Here is an 18,680-nt window from a genome sequence, read left to right as displayed (position 1 = left end):
CGGATGTGACGTGTTCCGACTTGGACGAGCGGTGGCCGTCAAAATGAAAGCGTCTCGCGAATGCCCTCTTGGATCCGGAGCGCCTGTGGCAGGTAGTAGTCCTCGAGTTCGTGCAGCGGCATCGGCACGTCGTAGCCGGCGACGCGGGTGATCGGTGCCTCCTGATGCAACAGCGCTTCCTCCTGAATCGTCGCTGCGATTTCCGCGCCCAGCCCGGCCGTCTTCGGCGCTTCGTGGACGACGACGGCGCGACCGGTCTTCTCGAACGAGTCGACGAGGGTCTCCACGTCGAGCGGGGAGAGCGTCCGCAGGTCGACGACCTCGACGTCGATCCCGTCCTCGTCGGCGACGTTATCCGCCGCGATGAGCGTCGGGTGAACCATTGCACCCCAGGTGTATACCGTCAGGTCCGAGCCTTCTCGCCTGATAGACGCCTCGCCGAGCGGCGTCTCGTACGTATCCGTCGGCACGTCCTCACGGAAGGCGCGATAGACCAATTTCGGCTCGAGAAAGACGACTGGATCCGGATCGCGAATCGACGCGATGAGCAATCCCTTCGCGTCGGCGGGCGTGCTCGGAACGACGACCTTCAGTCCCGGCTCGTGGACGAAGAACGCCTCCTTGGACTCGGAGTGGTGTTCCGGTGCCCGGATGCCGCCGCCGTAGGGCGCGCGAACGACCATCGGCACCGTGTACTGGCCGTGACTCCGGCTTCGCATCCGCGCCGCGTGACTGACGAGTTGGTCGAACGCCGGGTAGGCAAACCCCATGAACTGTAGCTCCGCAACCGGTCGCATGTCCGTCATAGCGAGTCCGATCGCCGTACCCACGATTCCTGACTCCGCAAGCGGCGTGTCGACGACGCGCTCGCCGCCGAAGGACTCGAGTAACCCCTCCGTTGCGCGGAAGACGCCGCCGTTTTCGGCGACGTCTTCGCCGAGGACCATGACGCGTTCGTTACGGGCCATTTCGGTGTGGAGGGCGTGGCGGACGGCCTCGACGAGGTTCATGGTCTCGGTCGCGGATTCGGTCTGCGAATCGCCAGCAGTCCGGGACTCGTCAGGCGGTCTCGACTCGTCGGGACTCGTCGAACTCATTCTAACACCTCGTGGAACGCCTCGTCGCCGTACTTCTCGCGGAGGGACTCGAGTTCGGCTCGCTGCTCGCGAAGGCGAGGTGGAAGCTCGTCGTAGACGTGGTCGAACATCGTCGTCGGGTCTGTCGTTGCTGCTTCGACGGACTCGACGGCCTCGGTGAGCTGTGCCTCGATTCGCTCGTCGATTTCGGCCTCGAGGTCGTCGTCGAGCAGTCCCCTGTTGGTGAGGAAGTTCCGCATGCGGTCGAGGGGGTCCTTTTCGCGCCAGTCCTCGGCTTCGTCCTCCTCGCGGTACGTCGAGGGGTCGTCGGCGGTCGTGTGTGCGCCGTAGCGGTACTGGACGGCCTCGATGAGCGTGGGCCGCCGTTCGCCGTCGGCCGGGTTCTTCGCCTTCTGGAGGGCTGCACGCGTTACCGCGTAGACGGCGAGCGGGTCGAGTCCGTCAACTCTGACCCCCTCGATTCCGTACGCTGCGGCCTTCTGGGCGATGGTTTCACTGGCAGTCTGGTGTTCGCGAGGGACCGAAATCGCCCACTGGTTGTTGTTACAGACGAAGACGGCGGGGACGTCGAAGACGCCGGCGAAGTTGAGCCCTTCGTGGAAGTCGCCTTCGGAGGTCGCGCCGTCGCCGAAGTGACAGAGGACTGCGGTGTCCGTCCGTCCCTGGAGTTGTTCGCCCCAGGCCATGCCGGTCGCCTGTGGTACCTGCGTCGCGATCGGAATGTATTCCGGCATGACGTTTACGCCGTCGGGGACCGCGTACCCCTCTCGAAGACCACAGAGGGGTTTCAACAGCGACGCGAGGTCCATCCCGTGGACGTACTTCGCGGCGTGCTCGCGGTACGTTGGGAGCAGCCAGTCCTGTTGGTCGAGCGCGTAGCCGGTCGCGACCTGTGCTCCCTCCTGTCCTGTCATCGGGGCGTACGTCGCGATCCGCCCCTGTCGCTGGAGGCTAATTGCCCGCTGATCGAATCGTCGGGCGAGCTTGATGTCTTCGTACATCGCGACCAGATCGTCGTCCGAAAGCTCCGGCAGCTCCGCGTTCGACAGCACGGCTCCGTCCGCGTCCAGAATCTGGATTGGGTCAGTCGTACCGTGTACCGGTGCACTGTCTGGGTGGTGGTCCGCTTCGTTTTGCGTACTCATTGTTGGGCGTCGGGTGTCTCGCGTACCGCAACTGCACTGCGCTGGCTGGGACGCTGCTGTTGCTGTTGCTGTTGCTACCGATATGTCCTCGACCAGAACCGAGATCGAGAACGTCGGTGATCGGTCCGTCGCTGTGAGTTGCCGTTACCGGCCGGCGATGCCATCGGTTACTCCCTGCGACACCGTCTCTGGCTGCTGTCGCAGTGGTGTGTCGACACAATCTTGCAGCGACTGCAGTGTCCGCGCTATTCGCGTCGGTTGCATCGGTCGCATCGGTCGAATCAGCCGCAGTGATCGCAGTGACCGCATTACTCGCACTTCCTGCGCGTGCCGCATCGAACGTGAAATCGAACGCCCCGCCAGCGCTGTGTGGCGTGTCCAACGTGTCCAGAGGAACCGTGTCACCCAGTCCGCACCGACTCGCTGAAACTGGTCACTGGCGCCACATTCCTCCGGTATGCTGGCGGGTACCATATGAAAACTAGTCATCAATCGTCTACTTAATAGTACCGTGGTACTAAGTCGCAATAATGCGTCCAAACACCCTTACACGGGTGACTGTCCGCAAAAGACGGGTATACACAACGGGTCTGTGCAAGACTGTACTCGAGTCCCCACTCGTGGTCGCACTAGTCGGCAGATTCGGTGTCGGGTTCGGCCGTTGCTGGCTGGGCAGTTTCGCCTTTGGAATCAGACCAGCGGATCACTCCGATCACCGAAATGGCAGTGGTGAGCGTGAGCGCGACGAGCAGTTCGGTCGGCGGCGTGTAACCGAGCAGTCGGAGACTGTCGCTGTAGAACGTAAACAGCAGGAACGTCGGGAAAATCGTTCCGAGGGCGTATCGCCACGGGACCGCGATCGAGCGGGCGATCGTTCCGGCACCGTTTCGGAACTCTTCGACCGCGTCCGGGCCGAGCACCCAGGCGACGTAGAACATGAAGCCGGTCAGTCCGATCGTCAGCAGGAGGTCGACGAGTTGATCGGCGACGAGCGTGAACACGGCTGCGCTGAAGGCGTTGAACGCGCCGGTTACCACGACGACGCCAAGGAGTGAGCCCGTTGCAACCGACCGGTCGATATCGAATTCGTCGACGAGGAACGAGACGGGAATCTCGAGCATACTGATCAGGCTGGTGATCGCGGCGAGTAACACGACGAAGAAGAAGACGGCCCCGAAGAGCCAGCCGACCGGCAACTGTGCGAACGCACCGGCAATACCGACGAACAGCGCGCCGGCACCGCCAGTAGTGGGGCCGTCAGCGAACGAGAACAGCAGCGGGAACAGCAGGAGTCCCGAGAGGATGCCGATGCCGAGGTTGAGGCTGGCGATCGCGGAGGCATCGAACGGAAGTGAGCGGTCGTCGTCGATGTAGGACGCGTACGTGATCATCGTTCCGCCGCCGACCGAGAGGGTGAACAGTGCTTGCCCGGCAGCAGCGCCGAGTACCGAGAAGAAGTTGTTCGAGAGGTACTCCGCGTCGAAGTCGAGGAAGAACTCGTACCCTGCAGCCGCGTTCGGCTGCTGGGAGGCCCAGATCGTGAGCCCTACGAGCAAGAGGACGATTCCGACCATCATAGACTTCGCTGCGGCCTCGATCCCTCGGCGGACGCCGGCCATGACGATGGCGGCGGTGATCCCGAGAATGACTAGCTGGTAGACGAACGCCTCGAGCCCGTAGCTAATAGTCTCGAAGTGTGCACCCGGATCGGCGAAGTACGCGCCGGTGAAGCTCTCGACGAAGTAGCGAAGAATCCACCCGCCAACGACGCTGTAGAACGAGAGCAGCGCAATCGCCGTCACGACACAGAGCAATCCGAGTGCAGTCCATGCACGAGATCCCTTCAGTGTCTTGAACGCGCCGACCGGGTTTCGATTCGATCGACGGCCGATAACGAACGCAGCCATCAGACCGGGTACTCCCACACCGAGAACGATGAGAACGTACAGCAACAAGAACGCGCTCCCGCCGTTTTCCGCAGTCATCCAGGGGAACCGCCAGATGTTCCCGAGCCCAACCGCGCTGCCGACGGCGGCCAGAATAAACCCGAGGCGGGTACCCCATGTTTCTCGTGCCATCCTGTCTCATGGGATCGGCTGAACGGCCTAAAGCGCTTCTATCGATTTGGTATGATGATATATTATGATTATCGACGATTGTGTTCTTTACTCGGAAGAACATACCAACTAAGGGGGTTTGTTCAGACCGCTCTTTACCGCTATAAGCGTATGAATTGGCTGATATTGTATTCTTTTTGCTACCTTTCTGTAGGTCCATCGACCAAATCCGGCAGCTGATTACCGTGTGTTACCACTACTTAGTCAAACACTTCACCGAAGGTATCAGAAATACACCATAGCGGAAAGGATGACGCTGTCGACTGCAGGTGAGCAGAAGGCCCAGTTCGTGGGAGTACTCCCTCCTTTCTTATCCCTGCCAACACAACAGTTTGTATGGACGAATCCGCCTCAGTCGCACGAACCGGATCGCTCGCAGTCGGTGCTAGCTTGCTCATCCTCGGTGTCGGTGCCTACGTGGTCTCGAGTTTCGAAAGCGTCACCGCCCTCATTCCGGCGCTGTTCGGCGCACTTGTCATTGCCCTTCGACTGGCCGGTGACGCACTCGGTCGAGAACGCCTCGCAACGTACGGAATCGGGGCGCTCGCGCTCGCGGGCATTTTCGGCTCCGCCCGCGGCGTTCCGGACCTCATCGCGTTACTCACAGGTGAGACGGTTGACTCTGCCATCGCAGCCGTCTCGCAGGGACTTATGATCGTGTTCTGTCTCGTACTACTCGGTATCGTCGCACAAACCGTTCGAACGGCACAAACTGGATAGTTGGACTCGGATTACGGACTCGGATTACGGATTCAGACTCAGTCAGACGGCGTTGAGACGGACCCCGTCGTCCCAACGACGACCGCCCAGAAGGATACGACCGTCACGCCGAGTGTCAGCAGAATCGCAACCGTATAGCTCTCCGTGTAGGCAACGCTCGCCGTTCCAAGCGGCGGCATCGCGAGTGCGCCGATCCCACCAGCGACGTTGAAGATACCGATAATCGCGGTGTCCTTTTCCGGGTTATAGATCTCCATCAACAGCGGGATGTACAGGGTCGCACAGCCACCAAGCCCCAGTCCGATGATGAACACGGCAACAGTGAGTATCGCGTACTGCGGCGCGAGCAACAGTGCAATACCGACTGCAGCGCAGCCAAGTGATGCGAGAAACGCCCGTCGGGAGCCGACGATATCGGCAATGTAGCCGCCACCGATGCGCGAAATGATGCTCACGCCTCCGATCAGGCCGAACAACGCCGATGCACCCGCCTCAGTCAAGCCGCGCGCAGCGAACAAATCGATCGCGTACGCGGCGAGCAGCTGATACCAGGCAAACGCCAGCGACATCCCCACGAACAGCACCTGGAAGGTGCGCGTTCTGATCAGTCCACCGAGCCACGAGAACAGCGCGGTACTCGAGTCCGTCGACTGTGTGGCCCAGGGTGGACGGCGACAGAGGAGGGTCGCGAGGAGGAACGCGCCCGCCGTCGCCGCCATAATGATCAGAAAGCCTTCGCGAACGCCTGCGGTGCTGAGTGCGTACTGCCACAGGGGTGGCAACAGGAACAGTCCGAGTCCGTTGCCGACGAAGATCAGGCCGGTAGCTGCGCCGCGGCGCTCGTCGAACCAGCGGGGGACGACGGAGGCGACCAGGACGAAGACGGTTCCGAGTGCAAGGCCGAGGCCTGCAAACACGAGGGTGAGTCCGAGATAGGACTCGACGGCGTACAGAGAGGGAGCAAGGAGTGCCGTTGTGACCGTGCAGACGAGCAGGACTCCGCGGACGGGAAGCCGTGCGGCGAAGATGCCGACGAGGCCGGAGCCGATGAAGAACGTAAACAGCATGATCGAGAAGACGCCCGAGAGTGCGACCGGGGAGACGGCGAACGCCTCACTGAACGGCTGCTGAAAGATGCCGTAGGAGAGTGGCGTACCGAACGTAAACACCATCGCGATTGCGCCGGCAAGTGCAACGCCCCAGCTACGGCGGCTATCGGCTTCGGGCGGAGGGTCGGAGACACTACTCACGATATCGTGTAGGGAGACGGTGTGCGAAAAGATTCCCTTTCCAGAAAATACCCCTCCTATCAGGTACGTTCTCGCGCTCTGGCGGTCACACGCTGGCTGTTCAAAATCGATCAGAGTGAGAGCAGGATCAACGCGTAGACGAGCGATCCAAGCGCAAACGCCCAGAATCGACTCTCGCGCGTTCGCGGGAGTTCGTCCTTGATCGCGTTGAAGATCACACCGCCGGTGAGAAAGCCGAGCAAAATCGCAAACGCGGCGTCGGAGAGTGTGTAGACGAGCGCTCCGAGACCACCCACGATGACCGCGGCGGCGAGAATCCACTGCCCCACATCGCTGTAGAGTTCGTGATAGTGCTGTTCCATCGCTTCGTCGTTCCCGAAGAGGTGAAATCCCATCGCGAACGCGAACAGAAGACTGCTCTCCGTTCCAGTTCGTCCCTGCACGAGTACGTAGCCGATAAACGCGTTGTAGACGACGAAGCCGCCGATGTGGACCCAGAACACCGACTGGTCGCTGAACCGTCCGAGCGAGGACGGCAGTTCGGTTGCCTCGGAAAGCGTTGCAATCCGTTCGAGCCCGTAGAACAGCGCAATCCCGATGAACACGAGAATGTAGATGTGCTCCGCGGTAAGCGTCGCGACGATCAGATCGACGCCCTCGAGTGCGTTCCGATGTGCGTCGAGCTCCGGAAAGAGATGCAGGAAGGCGTAGACGATCGAAATCCCACCAGCAGCGGAGAGGATACTGCGCCGCGAGACGAACGGGATACTGGGAAGGTATTCCGGAAGGAAATGGACGACCGCGATTCCGAGGACGAGCATCGCCACCAACAGGTCGTCTCCGACCGCCGTTCCTGCGAGCACGTCCATTGTCGTCTTGTCGACGGCCGCTCATTGGCACCTTTGCGCTGCGAATGCTGGCCTCTCACCTGCTGCTGATGGTGACGGTCTCCGAAGACCGATCTGCGACGGCAGTAGCAACGTTTATCTCTGTGCTGACTAACCGTTCAGTCTATACGGTAGTGGGCGGAGACAAATGGATTCCCGAAATCGAGCAGCACCGATACGATACTGGCGGTGGTATACCCACCTCCAGCGGACGTTCGGAAAGGTTGATAGCACGGCACCCAGTACTGAACGTCACCATCACGTAGGGAGGAGTGAGTAAATGTCGGCCTGGAAACGCGACTTCGTTAGCGGACTCATCGTTATCGGCCCGATACTCGTTACGCTGTTCGTTCTCTATTTCGTCTATAGCTTTGTCGAGGGACTCACTCCCGAGTTTCTGATTCCTGCCGAACTACTGGATCACCTCATCGAGAACCCCGCTGTTCGCGATCAGGCTATCGAATTCTTACGCGTCGTTCTCTCATTGGCCACACTGCTCGCCGTTATCGCCATTGTCGGCTTTCTCATGCGGACGACCATCGGTACGGTCTCAGAACGACTCCTCGATGCAGGTGCAAATCGGTTACCCGTGATCAGAGTCGTCTACAACGCCTCCAAAACAGCCTCTGAAACGGCCTTCGGCGAACAGGACCAGCTCCAGCAACCGGTAAAGCTCGAAGTCTGGGATGGGCTTCGAATGACGGCGTTCAAAACCGGTCGTACTACGTCAGACGGCAAGGAAGTGCTTTTCTTGCCAACCTCGCCGAATATCACGACCGGATTCCTCCTCGAGGTCCACCAGTCAGAACTCACCGAACTCGAGGAGTCGACCGGCGAAGCACTGACACGCGTGTTGAGTGCCGGCTTCGGTGAGGCCGATGCCAACGACCGGAGCTCGAGTCACTGACATCTTGTTTTCAACCTGATAAATCAATCCAGGGTGTGACAGGCGTCTCGTCGCGACACAACGGGAACCTGAAGTATTTACGTCTCATTGCCGAGCATAGTTACATGGCCGATACATCGGACACGGATCACACAGCAACCATCGCCGAGGAGCGAGACGAGACGACCGAGGCGATCATGGAAGCCGTCTATCTCGCACTTTCGAAACACGGCTATCCCGAGACGACGATGTCCCGAATCGCTGCCGAGTTCGAGAAGAGCAAATCCCTGCTGTACTATCACTACGACGGGAAAGAGGAGATTCTCAACGATTTCTTTGCGTTCGTCTGTGCGGAACTCGAAACCTCATTTGCGGAGGAATCGGACGACGACCCGTACGATCAACTCATCGCGCTTCTCAACCGTGTGCTGCCGACCGACCTGGACGACGAGGCACTCCAGTTTCGGCAGGCGTTCTTCGAAATTCGCTCCCAGGCACCACACAACCAATCCTACTACGACCAGATCAAACGGACCGACGAGATTTTCATCGCGGAACTAACCGAGATACTCGAGCGCGGGATCGAGTCAGGCCGATTTGTTGCTGTCGATCCGGACCGACAGGCGGAGTACATTTTCTCGACGGTGTATGGAATTATGGAACGCGGTGTGACGCTCGAGGACCGAGCCCTCATCGAGCAAAATCGGGCAGTGTTGGTCGAACAGCTCGAACGGACGCTCCTTGCTGACGAGTAGCGCCGGTTGCCGTTACCGGAATCTGTAGCGGAAGTACAAGAAGACTTACGACTGACCAGCCATTCAGCCTTCGTATGGACCAGGCGCAGTCTCAAACAGAGACACAGACGCAGTCGGACTCCCGGAAACGGCCCTGGTTTGCGGCCGTTCTCGGACTGCTCATCACCGGCCTCGGTCAGATCTACTTGCGACGCTGGCTTCGAGCCCTCGGCTGGCTCACACTCGCGTTCCTCGTCGGTGGTCTGTTCGTTCCCGAAACAGTGCTCATGGACCCAATGCAGGCATCGTTTTGGGATGCAGCACCGCTTCTCGCTGTCGGTGCTGCGAGCGTCCTCGACGCCTACGTTCTGGCACGACAGCACAACCGCCAGATCGAGATCCAGGAAGCGACTCTCTGTGCATCCTGTCACCGAGAACTCGAGGAGGACGTCTCGTTCTGCCCGTGGTGTGCAACTGAGACACCGAGGAAGCTCGACGAATAAAACTGCACGCGGTGCGACGGTTTCGGTGACTCTGTTCTGCGCGGACTACCCGACACACGTAGCCGACCGTGGATCGGGTGAGGTGTGGCGCGATTGCTGCGTTGGTCGATCTGTACTCGAGTCCGAGTGGGATTTGGAGTCGAACTGACTGGGCAACTGGTTGAGTAGCGTCCCGGATACGGGTCGGTGGGGGTTTTCGGCGATTACCTCCATCGGAGTACTCACCGATACCTACCGGTACCGAACCGTCTCAGTCGTCGGCGACCGCAGCATCCGGACGATACGTTTCGCTAATCGACTTCCACTTGTCAGTCCGGAAGCGCCAGTAGTTGATTGCTGCGGGAATCGTCGTCTCGGCGACAAAGGCGAGGTACAGTCCCCAGTAGCCGAGCGACGTCGTCGCCCCGAGATATGCGAGCGGAATCGAGCCGAGGAACATTCCGATGAACTGGCTGGCGAAGGGGACGCGCGTGTCGCCACTCGCGTCAAGCGGTCCTGCAGCGGCACCGGCGACGCCCTGGAAGACGACGGCGACGCACGCCGCGTAGACGAGGTCGGTGGCGATTGGAATTTCGGCGCTCGTCGGATCGTCCGCGAACAGGACCACGATCTGTTCGGCAAACAGCGCGATCACGATCGCTGAGACGATGTACGTCGCAACCGCGAACCGGATGATATCGCGGCCGTAGGCTTCCGCTTGGCGCTCGTTGTTCTGGCCGAGTTCCTGGCCGACCAGACTCGAGGAGGCGAGACCAAAGCCCCATCCGGGCGTGTTCATGATGCCCCAGATCCGCCGGGCGATGACGAACGCGGCAACCGTGTTTTCACCGAAGATATCCAGGATGCCGAGCATGGGGAACTCGGCGACGACCCAGACGAGATTTCGGCCACCGACGGGGAGGCCGATTTCGACGATATCTCGAATCGTTCCTGGGTCGAGATACGAGCCGAACGGATCGATTTTGACCGGGAACTCACCGACACCGGGGAGCGACCCGTGACTGAGGCCGATCGCGAACCCTGCTGTCACCGCGACGTTTGCCAGTACGGTTCCGGCCGCTGCTCCGGCGACACCCTGGTCCAGTCCGAAGATCAACACGGCACTCAGGATAATGTTGAGGACCGCACCGCCGGCTCGAACCTGCATTGCCGTATAGGAGTCGTCCGCACCGACGAGCACGCGGCTCCCGACGAGGTTGAGTCCGGCGAACGGGATGCCGAGTGCGACATATTGGAGATACGTCGCTCCGTAGCCAATCGCGTCCTCGTTGTCGGTGATTAGCGAGATGAACTCTTCTGGAAACGTCCAGAACAGTCCCAGTACGGGAAGACTGATCGCGAGGACGAGCAGGGTGCTCGACCGGACAGCGAGTCCGAGTTCCTCGTAGGCCTCAGCGCCGTATCGCTGAGAGACCAGCGCGATTGTTCCGCCGGCGACACCGCCACCGATCGCGAATGCGAGTCCCCAGAAGGGGCCGGCGAAGCCAACACCTGCAACGGCCGAGGTGCCGACCGCGACGCCGACCAGTGCGACGTCGACCGCGCTTTTCGACATGCGAGCGATACCAGTGATGATGCGCGGCCAGGCGAGAACCGTTGTCCGGATGGCTCGTTCGCGATCTATGAGACCAAGACGTGCGAGAGCGAGACCGATATAGAGGATCGTCAGCCGCAGCGGGTTCGGGAACCGAGTCACGGATGCGTACCAGTTCCTTATCCTATTTGTTCAAAGAAGTTCGTTAGCCGGCAACCCGCGAACCCTAGTTTTGAAGGGTGTTTCCCGGTAACATAGCACATTAACAGAAGTCAACGTTCGATTCTGTCATATCATACAGGATCCACTTACCGCTACAAGACTTGGCTTCCTGCTCATCACGCCGACCATCGGTCAGTCGCGAATCGATCAGGCTAGTTGCATCGTCTTCCGAACAACTGACGATTGGTCGAGTGTAGAACGGGTTCGTGGTCTTCCTAGTCCTTCCTGTGGTGAACTGTCCCATCCACCTCCTAGCTGGTCTATCCGATTGGTCTAACCAGTTACCCTTCACGAGCCAGTGTTTACCAGCCTCAATTCTGCCTCTCAGAGGGACGTTTCCTACAACCTAGTTCGATATTCTATTCAGTTAGGCTAATTAGTTATGCTCTCTGGACAACCTTCTTTGATAGTCTGGAGTGTATTGGCGGGGCCTTGTGCTGGAAAACGGTACTCGAGTTCCGTCCTTCGACAGCAGATTGCCGACCCGGGGATCCTGTCGGCTGGGGTTCCTGTACGGGCTACTTGGATGGCCTATTGAAATAGCCTAACTACTAGCCCTAACTAATGTTGGGTAGTCGATGAGGACTCTCTGTTGGATTTGACTATCGCGCCTGTGCGTCTATACCTCCTGCGGGGTGTGTTTCTCGAATGTCCTGCTCGGTTATACTAACTGGTTAGACCTCCATAGTAGCTATATTCCCTGTTTGACTGAGAGCTACTACAGTCTGTTGAAATGGCCCTTCTAGTCAGCCTACTCGATTGGCATACCTCTATAGCCTAACCGAAAAGCCCTCGCACAAAGGACAGTCGATCATTCGCTAGCCACAGCTCTCGCCCATTCTATGCTATTCTATCGGACTAACCAGCTAGGCTATTCGAATGGGCTAATTGATTTTCTCAGACAAAGGCCCTACTCGAAATGGCTATCCAGTACTCTCTGCGGGTGTTTGCGGCTAACTCCTCCATCGAAAGCGCTAGCGAATAGTCATCAAAGCAGCCCCTCTGGTTAGCATATTTGGTTAGGCTAATTCATTAGATCGTGAATCTCGTATGACGGAGTATTATATTCGAGGAGACTAACTGGTGGGTATGCTCACGTACACGACCTACTCGGAGGCGGGCGGCGTCGGCAAGACGACCGTCGGCGCAGCGCTGCTCGAAGCCCACGCCGATCACGGACTCGACGTGCTCGCGATCGATATGGATCAGCAAAACGGTTCGCTGACCTACCTGCTCGACGTGGACGCGCCGCGGGACGACAGCCAGGCCGACAACATCGTCCGACACATGATCGACCGACCGAAGGGCGACCTCGCGGACCTCATCCACGAAACCGAGCAGGGGTTCGATCTGCTCCCGAGCCACAACATGCTCGAGAACCTCGAGGACCTCCTGAACCGCGCCCAGCAGATGGCCGACGACCTCGGCGAGGGTGACGACTTCGATCCGTACGACCGACTCCGGCAGGTGCTCATGGACGCCGGCATTCCACAGGAGTACGACGTGATCGTCGTCGACCCGCCGGCAACGGCTGGCCCGCACCTCTACAATGCGGTGTCTGCCACCCGCAGTCTGGTCATCCCGGTCGAGCCGACCGGGAAGGGAATGCAGAGCGTCATCGGTCTGGAAGAACTCGTCGACGGACTCGAGGAACGGCTCGAAGCCGAGATCGGTGTTCTCGCGGCCGTCCCGAACGGTATCGGACGGACGACCGACCAAGAGCGCTACCTCGACGAAATCCACGACCGCGGCTATCCCGCACCCGTCGCGCTTCGCGAGCGTTCATCCCTGTTCGAGGGGTGTTGGGACCAGCAGTGTACGCCGGCGTACTACGTCGAAGAGTACCGCGACCGCACGCGCGACCACGAGATGGAGACACTCGAGAAGATCGATGATCTGGCGACACAGGTCGAAGAGGTGGGCGGGCTATGAAGAAAGGCTCCGGCAGCGATCCGTTCGCAGATCACGAAGCCGAGACTGACGACGGGGCGGATCACGAGGGGGACGAAGGTGAACCCGAGATAACGGATGGGGCCGCAGAGGAACCATCAGATGGTGCAGCAGAGGCAACGACAGAGACAGTGACAGAAACAGAAGCGGAAACCGACACAGCGGAGACGACCGCCAACTCGAGTACACCCCACTCAGATTCGGCGACGAGCACCGAAACGACAACGACGTTCGACGAAGCCGCTGCAACCGAGGGGGACTCGAGTGCGGTCGGCGACGAGGCGGCAGCAGCAGCAGGTGCGACAGAAGCAGCCGATAGCGATACGGCAGCAACCAGCGGAACGGACGCCGTCGTCCCGGAGCCGCCACAGGCTGGCGCTGAGGATGGTGGGATCCCGTGGGTGTACGTTCGCGACAACGTCAAGCAGGACCGCGGCATGGTGCAGTTCTACCTTCGGGATTACCTCGTCGACGCCGAAGACGAGTTTGTTGCCGCGGTGAGTGACGAACTCGGTACTGAAGTGTCGAAGACGGACGTCCGTGAGGCGGCGTACGAGGCTGCGATGCACAACGTCGACGACGTTGTCGAGCGCCTCGAAGCGTGGGGATTCGAGTCGGCTGAGTAACGACTGGCTTTCTACTCGCTCTCTTCGAAAACGTGCGTCTCGAGTTCCTGCCGGCGAGTCTGTGCGGCAGTCAGCCGTGCGGTTTGTTCTGCGAGCACGGCTGTCACCACGCAACTGACGACGAGGACGGTCGGCGCGAGCGCGGCGATCAAGTGTGGCTCGACACCGGCGAGCGAGGGGGTTGTGGTTTCGATCCAGCGCTGTGTCGCGGGCGACGGCGTCCCGAGAAGAAGGTGGTACGCCCAGCCCGCAGCGAGGAGGCTGGCAATCGGCGAGCAGATGGCAATCAGTGTTTGTCTGATGCGTGTGGAGGGGATCATCGGCGAACGGGTCGTCTGATCGCAGCGACGATCGAAGAATAAGCCTTCTGTTTTCGCGACCAGTGGTGGTGTACCGATCCCGGACCCGGCTGTGTTGCGTACGTGCGCACCGTTCTGAATCCTGAACCTGCAGAACGAGTATACAACAACCGATGTGCCCACGGTATCGGTGCTGGAAGTACTCATGTGATACTATGCGAACAACCCCCAACCTGATAGTCGTACTCGAGTAACACTGCGGACATGAATCTGGACGGTATCCGTGTACTCGATCTCAGTCGATTGCTGCCTGGCCCCTACGCCACACAGCTTCTGGCGGAGATGGGTGCCGAGGTGATTCGGATCGAACGGCCGGGTGATGCACAAGCGGGGCCGACACTCGAGTCGATCAATCGCGGCAAGCGCCGCGTCGCGCTGAATCTCAAGACAGAGGGCGGGCGCGAGGCGTTTCTCGAGCTCGCTGCGACCGCAGATGTCGTCCTCGAGCAGTTTCGCCCCGGCGTGGTCGATCGGCTGGGTGTCGACTACGACGCGATTCGCGAGGTCAACCCGGGGATCGTCTACTGCTCGCTCTCGGGGTACGGACAGACGGGTCCGTACAGCGACCGGGTCGGCCACGATCTAAACTATATCGGGCTGGCTGGCCTGCTCGATATGACTCGGCAGTCCGACGACGAGATGCCCCGAGTTCCCGGCTATCAGGTCGCAGATATCGGGGGCGGACTGTTCGCGGCCCTCTCAATCGTGGGTGCGCTGCTCTCTCGGGAACTCGGTGCTGGGGATCGAAATGGCGCAGGCGACCGGGCTGGTGCGGACAACGACGCAACCGGCGAGTACATCGACGTCTCGCTAACCGACGCTGCTGTTTCGTTCTCACAGGCAGTCGCACCCCGCGCACTCGCGGGCGGTGACCCTCGCCCCGGCGAGACGCCGCTAACCGGTCAGTTCCCCTGGTACGACGTCTACCCCGCTGCCGAGGGGTACGTTACGCTCGCCGCGCTGGAACCGCACTTCTGGCGGGCCTTCTGCGAGGCGGTCGACCGCGAGGAGTGGATCGAGTACCACATGACGACCGATTCCGCCGAACTAGAGACGCTTCGGGAGGCACTCGAGTCCCTCTTCGAAACACGAACCCGTGACGAGTGGGTGTCGTTCTTCGAGGGCGTCGATGCGGCGGTCGGCGGGGTCTATACGCCGGCCGAGATGGTCGACCACCCACAGATTGCGGCACGTGGGTACGTCAGTGGCGGACCAGCAGCCGAGGAAGACAAAACGTCGACGGTCGGCTTCCCCGCTCGCGGAACCGACATCGACCACGACGGACCGACGGCGGTTGCCGAGCACGGGGACGATACGGAATCGGTTCTGCAGGAGATCGGCTACGAGACGGCTGCACTCGAGCAGTTGCGTGTGTCGGGAGCGATTCCAGAGTGAAGGCAATAGCGGAGATGGCATCCGCTGCGACAGTCGCATACCACTATAGTGGCCACTGCGAGTCATTGCACACCTGATCGTCAGATAGCTCGGCGATCAGTGTGTAAATTGTTGCAGTTGTGACTATACGACCACCACCGAGAGTTAAGTATCGTAACAGGGAACACTGTTCACAATGAACACATCCGAGACGGGAACTGGTGTATCCTTCGAACAGACCGAAGAACAGGAACTCATTTTGGACAGCCTCGTCGAATTCGTCGAGCAGGAAGTCGAGCCAATCGTCGAGGAACTCGGCGAGACGCTGTCGAACCCGCGCCTTGGGCACGACCCCGACGGCCGGCTGAGTGACGAGGTACTCGAGGCCGAAGCGCAGATCAGGACGGCGAGCGCGGAGGCCGGGTTCTACGCGATGAACATGCCGGCCGAAGTCGGCGGCGACGGCGTTTCGGCGGTGACGTGGTACCTGGCGAAAAAGCAACTCGCGGAACTTGGCGTTCCGCTGACGAGTGCGGTGCTGGCGGGTCCCGGCGGTCCGAAGCCGTTGTTGGCACAGGCCGAGGGCGACCAGATCGACCGCTATCTCGAGCCAGCGATGGCCGGCGAGAAGACGACGGCGTTCGCACAGACGGAGCCGGGTGTCGGCTCCGACTCGCCGAACATGGCGACTCGCGCGGAGCGAGACGGCGATGAGTGGGTGCTCAACGGAACTAAGCAATGGATCACGAACGCACCCTACGCGGACTTCGTGCAGGTGTTCGCCCGGACGAGCCCACAGGACGAGGTCGGCCGTTACGGCGGCGTCACCTGCTTCATCGTCGAAGCCGACGAGTACGAAATCGGCTCGCTCAACAACGCTGTCGGCGCTGTCGGCCGACAGGCAGAGGTAAAACTCGACGATGTCCGAATTCCATCCGACCGCGTGTTGGGAGAGGAGGGGACCGCCTTCTACGACGCGATGGACTTCCTCGGGCTCGGTCGGATCGAAATCGCGGCGGAGTCGGTCGGCCGAACGAACTGGCTACTTGAGAAAGCCACGGAATTCGCAAACGACCGGGAGGCGTTCGGGCGGACGATCGGTAACTTCCAGGGAATCTCCCACAAGATCGCTCGCGGCCGAGCGAACGCCTTCGCCGCGGATGCTGCCGGCCTGCGCTGTGCGTGGCAGCTCGATCAGGGTGCGGCCGCAATCGCGGAGTCGTCGATCTGCAAGTGGCTCGCGACGAATACGTTCTGGGAGGTTGCAGACGACGTGGTCCAGATCCACGGTAGCGACGGTCTCGCCGAGGAGAATCCGTTCATGGACAACATCCATCGAGCACGAATTATGCGGATCGTCGAGGGAACGGACGAGATTCAGTTAAATACGATCGCGAAACAGTACGGCGTCGAGTGATCGACTACAGGGTGGGTCTCCGATTCTCCTCGTCGCCTCAGCTCTTATTTTCGATTTCCTGCTGGGCGCGTTTCGAATCGATCGACGAGCGGTAATAGAGGCGGTCTCCCGACTCGGAATCGTACAGGTAGACGTTCTCGGGTGGGAATCGAACGGTGGCCTCGTCGCCGCTCTGTACGTTCGTCGACTCGGGAACCAGCGCCGTGAAGTCGCGGTCGTCGATCGAGAGGTGAACGATCTTGTTCGCTCCCGTGTGCTCGACGATTCGAACCTGTGCGGGAGCCGTGTTCGTCCCCGTCGGCTCTTCAGTGGTCGAAAGCTCCAGGTGTTCCGGTCGGATTCCGAGCGTTGCGTCTCTGTCGAGGAGTTCCGGCGAGCCGTCGATCGGCCGCTCGAGATCGACCTGTACCGACCCGAAGTCGGCCGTCAGCGAATCGCTCGGCGCGGAAAGCTGTGCGTCGACGAAGTTCATCGACGGCGTTCCGATGAAGTGTGAAACGAACCTGTTTGCGGGTTCGTTGTAGATCTCCTCCGGTGTCGCGAACTGTTGTACTTCGCCGTCGTTGATGACGATCACCCGATCGCTCATCGTCATCGCCTGCTCCTGGTCGTGGGTCACGTAGATCGTTGTCACGCCGATCTCCTTCTGGAGTTCCTGTAACTCCTCGCGGATCTCGACGCGCAGTTTCGCGTCCAGACTCGCGAGTGGCTCGTCCAGCAAGAAGACGTTCGGCTCGAGTACCATCGTTCGTCCGATCGCGACGCGTTGCTGTTGGCCACCCGAGAGCTCGCTGGGTTCGCGGTCGAGCAACTCCGCGATGTCGAGCATCTCGGCGATCTTGACGATCCGATCGTCTTGCTCCTCTTGTGGGACATCCGCGACGGAGAGTCCGAACTCCATGTTCTCGCGGACGCTCATGTGCGGGTAGAGCGCGAGATTCTGAAACACCATGCCGATTCCGCGCTTTTTCGCGGGCGTGTTGCTCACGTCCGTGTCGCCGAAGAAGATGCGCCCGCTCGTGAGCTGTTCGAGACCGGCAACTAGCCGCAGCGTCGTCGTCTTCCCACACCCACTCGGTCCCACGATCGAGATGAACTCGCCGTCCTCGATCTCCAGATCGACGTCCTCGACTGCGACGACGTCACCGAACTGCTTGCGAACCGTGTCCAGTGTGATAGACGCCATCGTTGCTAGTCCCCCGCTTGATCGAGCAACTCGTTTGCCGCCGTCAGATCGGCGAGCGACGCGCCGTTTTCGAGTTTCTCGATTGTTTCTTCTTCCTGTGATTTGACCTCCTTGCAGTACTCGATCGCCTCGTCGACTTTCTCCCGTCGAAGGAAGAGGACGCCGTCCTCGTTCCCGATCGCGATATCGCCCGGGTTCACGACGGAGCCGCCGACTTGTACCGGCGAATTGATCTCGCCGCCGCGGCCGTGTAACCGGGTCGTTCGCGCGCTCTTCCCGCGAGCATACACGGGGAACTCGAGGTCGTCGATCTCGCGTGAGTCCGTGATGCTGCCGTCGATCACTGCGCCGGTGACGCCGCTTTCGATCGCCGCTCGCGTCGTCATTTCGCCCCACGGTGCGTTCGTCGTGTGGCCCTGCATGTCGACGACGATGACGTCGCCCGGTTCGGCGATTTCGGTCGCCTTGTGAACCATCGTCGAGTCTTCTGGTGGAATGCGGACTGTAACGACCTGGCCGACCATCTCGACCGGATCGGTTGTCTCCATGAACTGAATCTCGGGTGTCGTGAATCCGAAGTGGAAGTGGTGTCCGAGGTCGTTTGGATCGAGGGTCGCCGCAGCCTCGATGGTATCCGAGTCGACTCGATCGATTGTGTTCATGCTCATCATGG

General features: G+C 60.3%; 17 protein-coding genes. 8 read left to right on the top strand and 9 right to left on the bottom strand.

Annotated elements, in window-relative coordinates:
- Positions 1–38: 38 nt before the first annotated feature.
- From BBD46_RS02195 to BBD46_RS02185, 3 genes are all read right to left on the bottom strand, one after another.
- On the bottom strand, positions 39–1,097 hold the full coding sequence (locus BBD46_RS02195) for an alpha-ketoacid dehydrogenase subunit beta (RefSeq protein ID WP_071400127.1): 1,059 nt from the start codon (positions 1,095–1,097) through the stop codon (positions 39–41).
- The gene (pdhA, locus tag BBD46_RS02190) at positions 1,094–2,242 is read right to left on the bottom strand and encodes a pyruvate dehydrogenase (acetyl-transferring) E1 component subunit alpha (RefSeq protein WP_071400126.1); all 1,149 of its coding nucleotides are present in this window, start codon (positions 2,240–2,242) and stop codon (positions 1,094–1,096) included. The genes BBD46_RS02195 and pdhA overlap by 4 nt, the downstream gene beginning before the upstream one ends.
- 629 nt (positions 2,243–2,871) lie before the next feature.
- Positions 2,872–4,320 (bottom strand): sodium-dependent transporter, encoded by a 1,449-nt coding sequence (locus BBD46_RS02185; RefSeq protein WP_071400125.1) that lies wholly within the window; start codon positions 4,318–4,320, stop codon positions 2,872–2,874.
- 375 nt (positions 4,321–4,695) lie between these two features.
- Here BBD46_RS02185 and BBD46_RS02180 point away from each other — a divergent pair, with 375 nt between their 5' ends.
- Positions 4,696–5,079, top strand: coding sequence for a hypothetical protein (locus BBD46_RS02180; protein WP_071400124.1), 384 nt, complete (start codon positions 4,696–4,698; stop codon positions 5,077–5,079).
- Between the two features lie 38 nt (positions 5,080–5,117).
- Here BBD46_RS02180 and BBD46_RS02175 read toward each other — a convergent pair whose 3' ends face one another.
- Both BBD46_RS02175 and BBD46_RS02170 read right to left on the bottom strand, forming a co-directional pair.
- Positions 5,118–6,251 (bottom strand): MFS transporter, encoded by a 1,134-nt coding sequence (locus BBD46_RS02175; protein ID WP_253184473.1) that lies wholly within the window; start codon positions 6,249–6,251, stop codon positions 5,118–5,120.
- A 188-nt stretch (positions 6,252–6,439) separates the two neighbouring features.
- Positions 6,440–7,198, bottom strand: a complete 759-nt coding sequence (locus BBD46_RS02170) for a hypothetical protein (RefSeq protein ID WP_071400123.1) — start codon at positions 7,196–7,198, stop codon at positions 6,440–6,442.
- A gap of 298 nt (positions 7,199–7,496) precedes the next feature.
- On the opposite strand from BBD46_RS02170, the gene BBD46_RS02165 reads away from it, so the two are divergent.
- From BBD46_RS02165 to BBD46_RS02155, 3 genes are all read left to right on the top strand, one after another.
- Positions 7,497–8,123, top strand: coding sequence for a DUF502 domain-containing protein (locus tag BBD46_RS02165; RefSeq protein ID WP_071400122.1), 627 nt, complete (start codon positions 7,497–7,499; stop codon positions 8,121–8,123).
- Between the two features lie 104 nt (positions 8,124–8,227).
- A complete protein-coding gene (locus BBD46_RS02160; RefSeq protein WP_071400121.1) occupies positions 8,228–8,857 on the top strand; it encodes a TetR/AcrR family transcriptional regulator in 630 nt (209 codons plus the stop codon).
- 74 nt (positions 8,858–8,931) lie between these two features.
- Entirely contained in the window at positions 8,932–9,339 is a 408-nt protein-coding gene (locus BBD46_RS02155; protein WP_071400120.1) for a DUF7575 domain-containing protein, read from the top strand.
- Positions 9,340–9,589: 250 nt separating this feature from the next.
- On the opposite strand, the gene BBD46_RS02150 is transcribed toward BBD46_RS02155, so the two are convergent.
- Entirely contained in the window at positions 9,590–11,035 is a 1,446-nt protein-coding gene (locus tag BBD46_RS02150) for an MATE family efflux transporter (RefSeq protein ID WP_071400119.1), read from the bottom strand.
- 1,149 nt (positions 11,036–12,184) lie between these two features.
- Here BBD46_RS02150 and BBD46_RS02145 point away from each other — a divergent pair.
- Together BBD46_RS02145 and BBD46_RS02140 are read left to right on the top strand one after the other, a co-directional pair.
- Positions 12,185–13,027 carry a ParA family protein gene (locus BBD46_RS02145; RefSeq protein WP_071400118.1) on the top strand — a complete coding sequence of 281 codons (843 nt, stop codon included), beginning with the start codon at positions 12,185–12,187 and terminating at the stop codon, positions 13,025–13,027.
- Positions 13,024–13,671, top strand: a complete 648-nt coding sequence (locus tag BBD46_RS02140) for a hypothetical protein (RefSeq protein ID WP_071400117.1) — start codon at positions 13,024–13,026, stop codon at positions 13,669–13,671. The genes BBD46_RS02145 and BBD46_RS02140 overlap by 4 nt, the downstream gene beginning before the upstream one ends.
- Before the next feature lie 11 nt (positions 13,672–13,682).
- Here the strand turns inward: BBD46_RS02140 and BBD46_RS02135 are convergent, their stop codons facing one another.
- On the bottom strand, positions 13,683–13,991 hold the full coding sequence (locus BBD46_RS02135) for a hypothetical protein (protein ID WP_071400116.1): 309 nt from the start codon (positions 13,989–13,991) through the stop codon (positions 13,683–13,685).
- 243 nt (positions 13,992–14,234) lie between these two features.
- On the opposite strand from BBD46_RS02135, the gene BBD46_RS02130 reads away from it, so the two are divergent.
- Together BBD46_RS02130 and BBD46_RS02125 are read left to right on the top strand one after the other, a co-directional pair.
- Positions 14,235–15,425 (top strand): CaiB/BaiF CoA transferase family protein, encoded by a 1,191-nt coding sequence (locus BBD46_RS02130; protein WP_071400115.1) that lies wholly within the window; start codon positions 14,235–14,237, stop codon positions 15,423–15,425.
- A gap of 175 nt (positions 15,426–15,600) precedes the next feature.
- Positions 15,601–16,821 (top strand): acyl-CoA dehydrogenase family protein, encoded by a 1,221-nt coding sequence (locus BBD46_RS02125; RefSeq protein ID WP_071400114.1) that lies wholly within the window; start codon positions 15,601–15,603, stop codon positions 16,819–16,821.
- A gap of 37 nt (positions 16,822–16,858) precedes the next feature.
- Here the strand turns inward: BBD46_RS02125 and BBD46_RS02120 are convergent, their stop codons facing one another.
- Together BBD46_RS02120 and BBD46_RS02115 are read right to left on the bottom strand one after the other, a co-directional pair.
- A complete protein-coding gene (locus BBD46_RS02120) occupies positions 16,859–18,007 on the bottom strand; it encodes an ABC transporter ATP-binding protein (protein WP_071400113.1) in 1,149 nt (382 codons plus the stop codon).
- Positions 18,008–18,012: 5 nt separating this feature from the next.
- Positions 18,013–18,678, bottom strand: coding sequence for an RraA family protein (locus BBD46_RS02115; RefSeq protein ID WP_171908137.1), 666 nt, complete (start codon positions 18,676–18,678; stop codon positions 18,013–18,015).
- Between the last annotated feature and the right edge of the window lie 2 nt (positions 18,679–18,680).

It is taken from the genome of Natrialba sp. SSL1, assembly GCF_001861355.1.
Lineage (GTDB): Archaea > Halobacteriota > Halobacteria > Halobacteriales > Natrialbaceae > Natrialba.
This window is presented reverse-complemented; position numbering and strand designations above follow the sequence as displayed.

Bases quoted from the DNA above. Each gene is read 5' to 3' on its own strand.
- BBD46_RS02120 (WP_071400113.1), bottom strand. From the start codon at position 18,007: ATGGCGTCTATCACACTGGACACGGTTCGCAAGCAGTTCGGTGACGTC.
- BBD46_RS02155 (WP_071400120.1), top strand. From the start codon at position 8,932: ATGGACCAGGCGCAGTCTCAAACAGAGACACAGACGCAGTCGGACTCC.
- BBD46_RS02115 (WP_171908137.1), bottom strand. From the start codon at position 18,678: ATGATGAGCATGAACACAATCGATCGAGTCGACTCGGATACCATCGAG.
- BBD46_RS02145 (WP_071400118.1), top strand. From the start codon at position 12,185: ATGCTCACGTACACGACCTACTCGGAGGCGGGCGGCGTCGGCAAGACG.
- BBD46_RS02160 (WP_071400121.1), top strand. From the start codon at position 8,228: ATGGCCGATACATCGGACACGGATCACACAGCAACCATCGCCGAGGAG.
- BBD46_RS02135 (WP_071400116.1), bottom strand. From the start codon at position 13,991: ATGATCCCCTCCACACGCATCAGACAAACACTGATTGCCATCTGCTCG.
- BBD46_RS02130 (WP_071400115.1), top strand. From the start codon at position 14,235: ATGAATCTGGACGGTATCCGTGTACTCGATCTCAGTCGATTGCTGCCT.
- BBD46_RS02165 (WP_071400122.1), top strand. From the start codon at position 7,497: ATGTCGGCCTGGAAACGCGACTTCGTTAGCGGACTCATCGTTATCGGC.
- BBD46_RS02195 (WP_071400127.1), bottom strand. From the start codon at position 1,097: ATGAGTTCGACGAGTCCCGACGAGTCGAGACCGCCTGACGAGTCCCGG.
- BBD46_RS02140 (WP_071400117.1), top strand. From the start codon at position 13,024: ATGAAGAAAGGCTCCGGCAGCGATCCGTTCGCAGATCACGAAGCCGAG.
- BBD46_RS02125 (WP_071400114.1), top strand. From the start codon at position 15,601: ATGAACACATCCGAGACGGGAACTGGTGTATCCTTCGAACAGACCGAA.
- BBD46_RS02170 (WP_071400123.1), bottom strand. From the start codon at position 7,198: ATGGACGTGCTCGCAGGAACGGCGGTCGGAGACGACCTGTTGGTGGCG.
- pdhA (WP_071400126.1), bottom strand. From the start codon at position 2,242: ATGAGTACGCAAAACGAAGCGGACCACCACCCAGACAGTGCACCGGTA.
- BBD46_RS02185 (WP_071400125.1), bottom strand. From the start codon at position 4,320: ATGGCACGAGAAACATGGGGTACCCGCCTCGGGTTTATTCTGGCCGCC.
- BBD46_RS02175 (WP_253184473.1), bottom strand. From the start codon at position 6,251: ATGGTGTTTACGTTCGGTACGCCACTCTCCTACGGCATCTTTCAGCAG.
- BBD46_RS02180 (WP_071400124.1), top strand. From the start codon at position 4,696: ATGGACGAATCCGCCTCAGTCGCACGAACCGGATCGCTCGCAGTCGGT.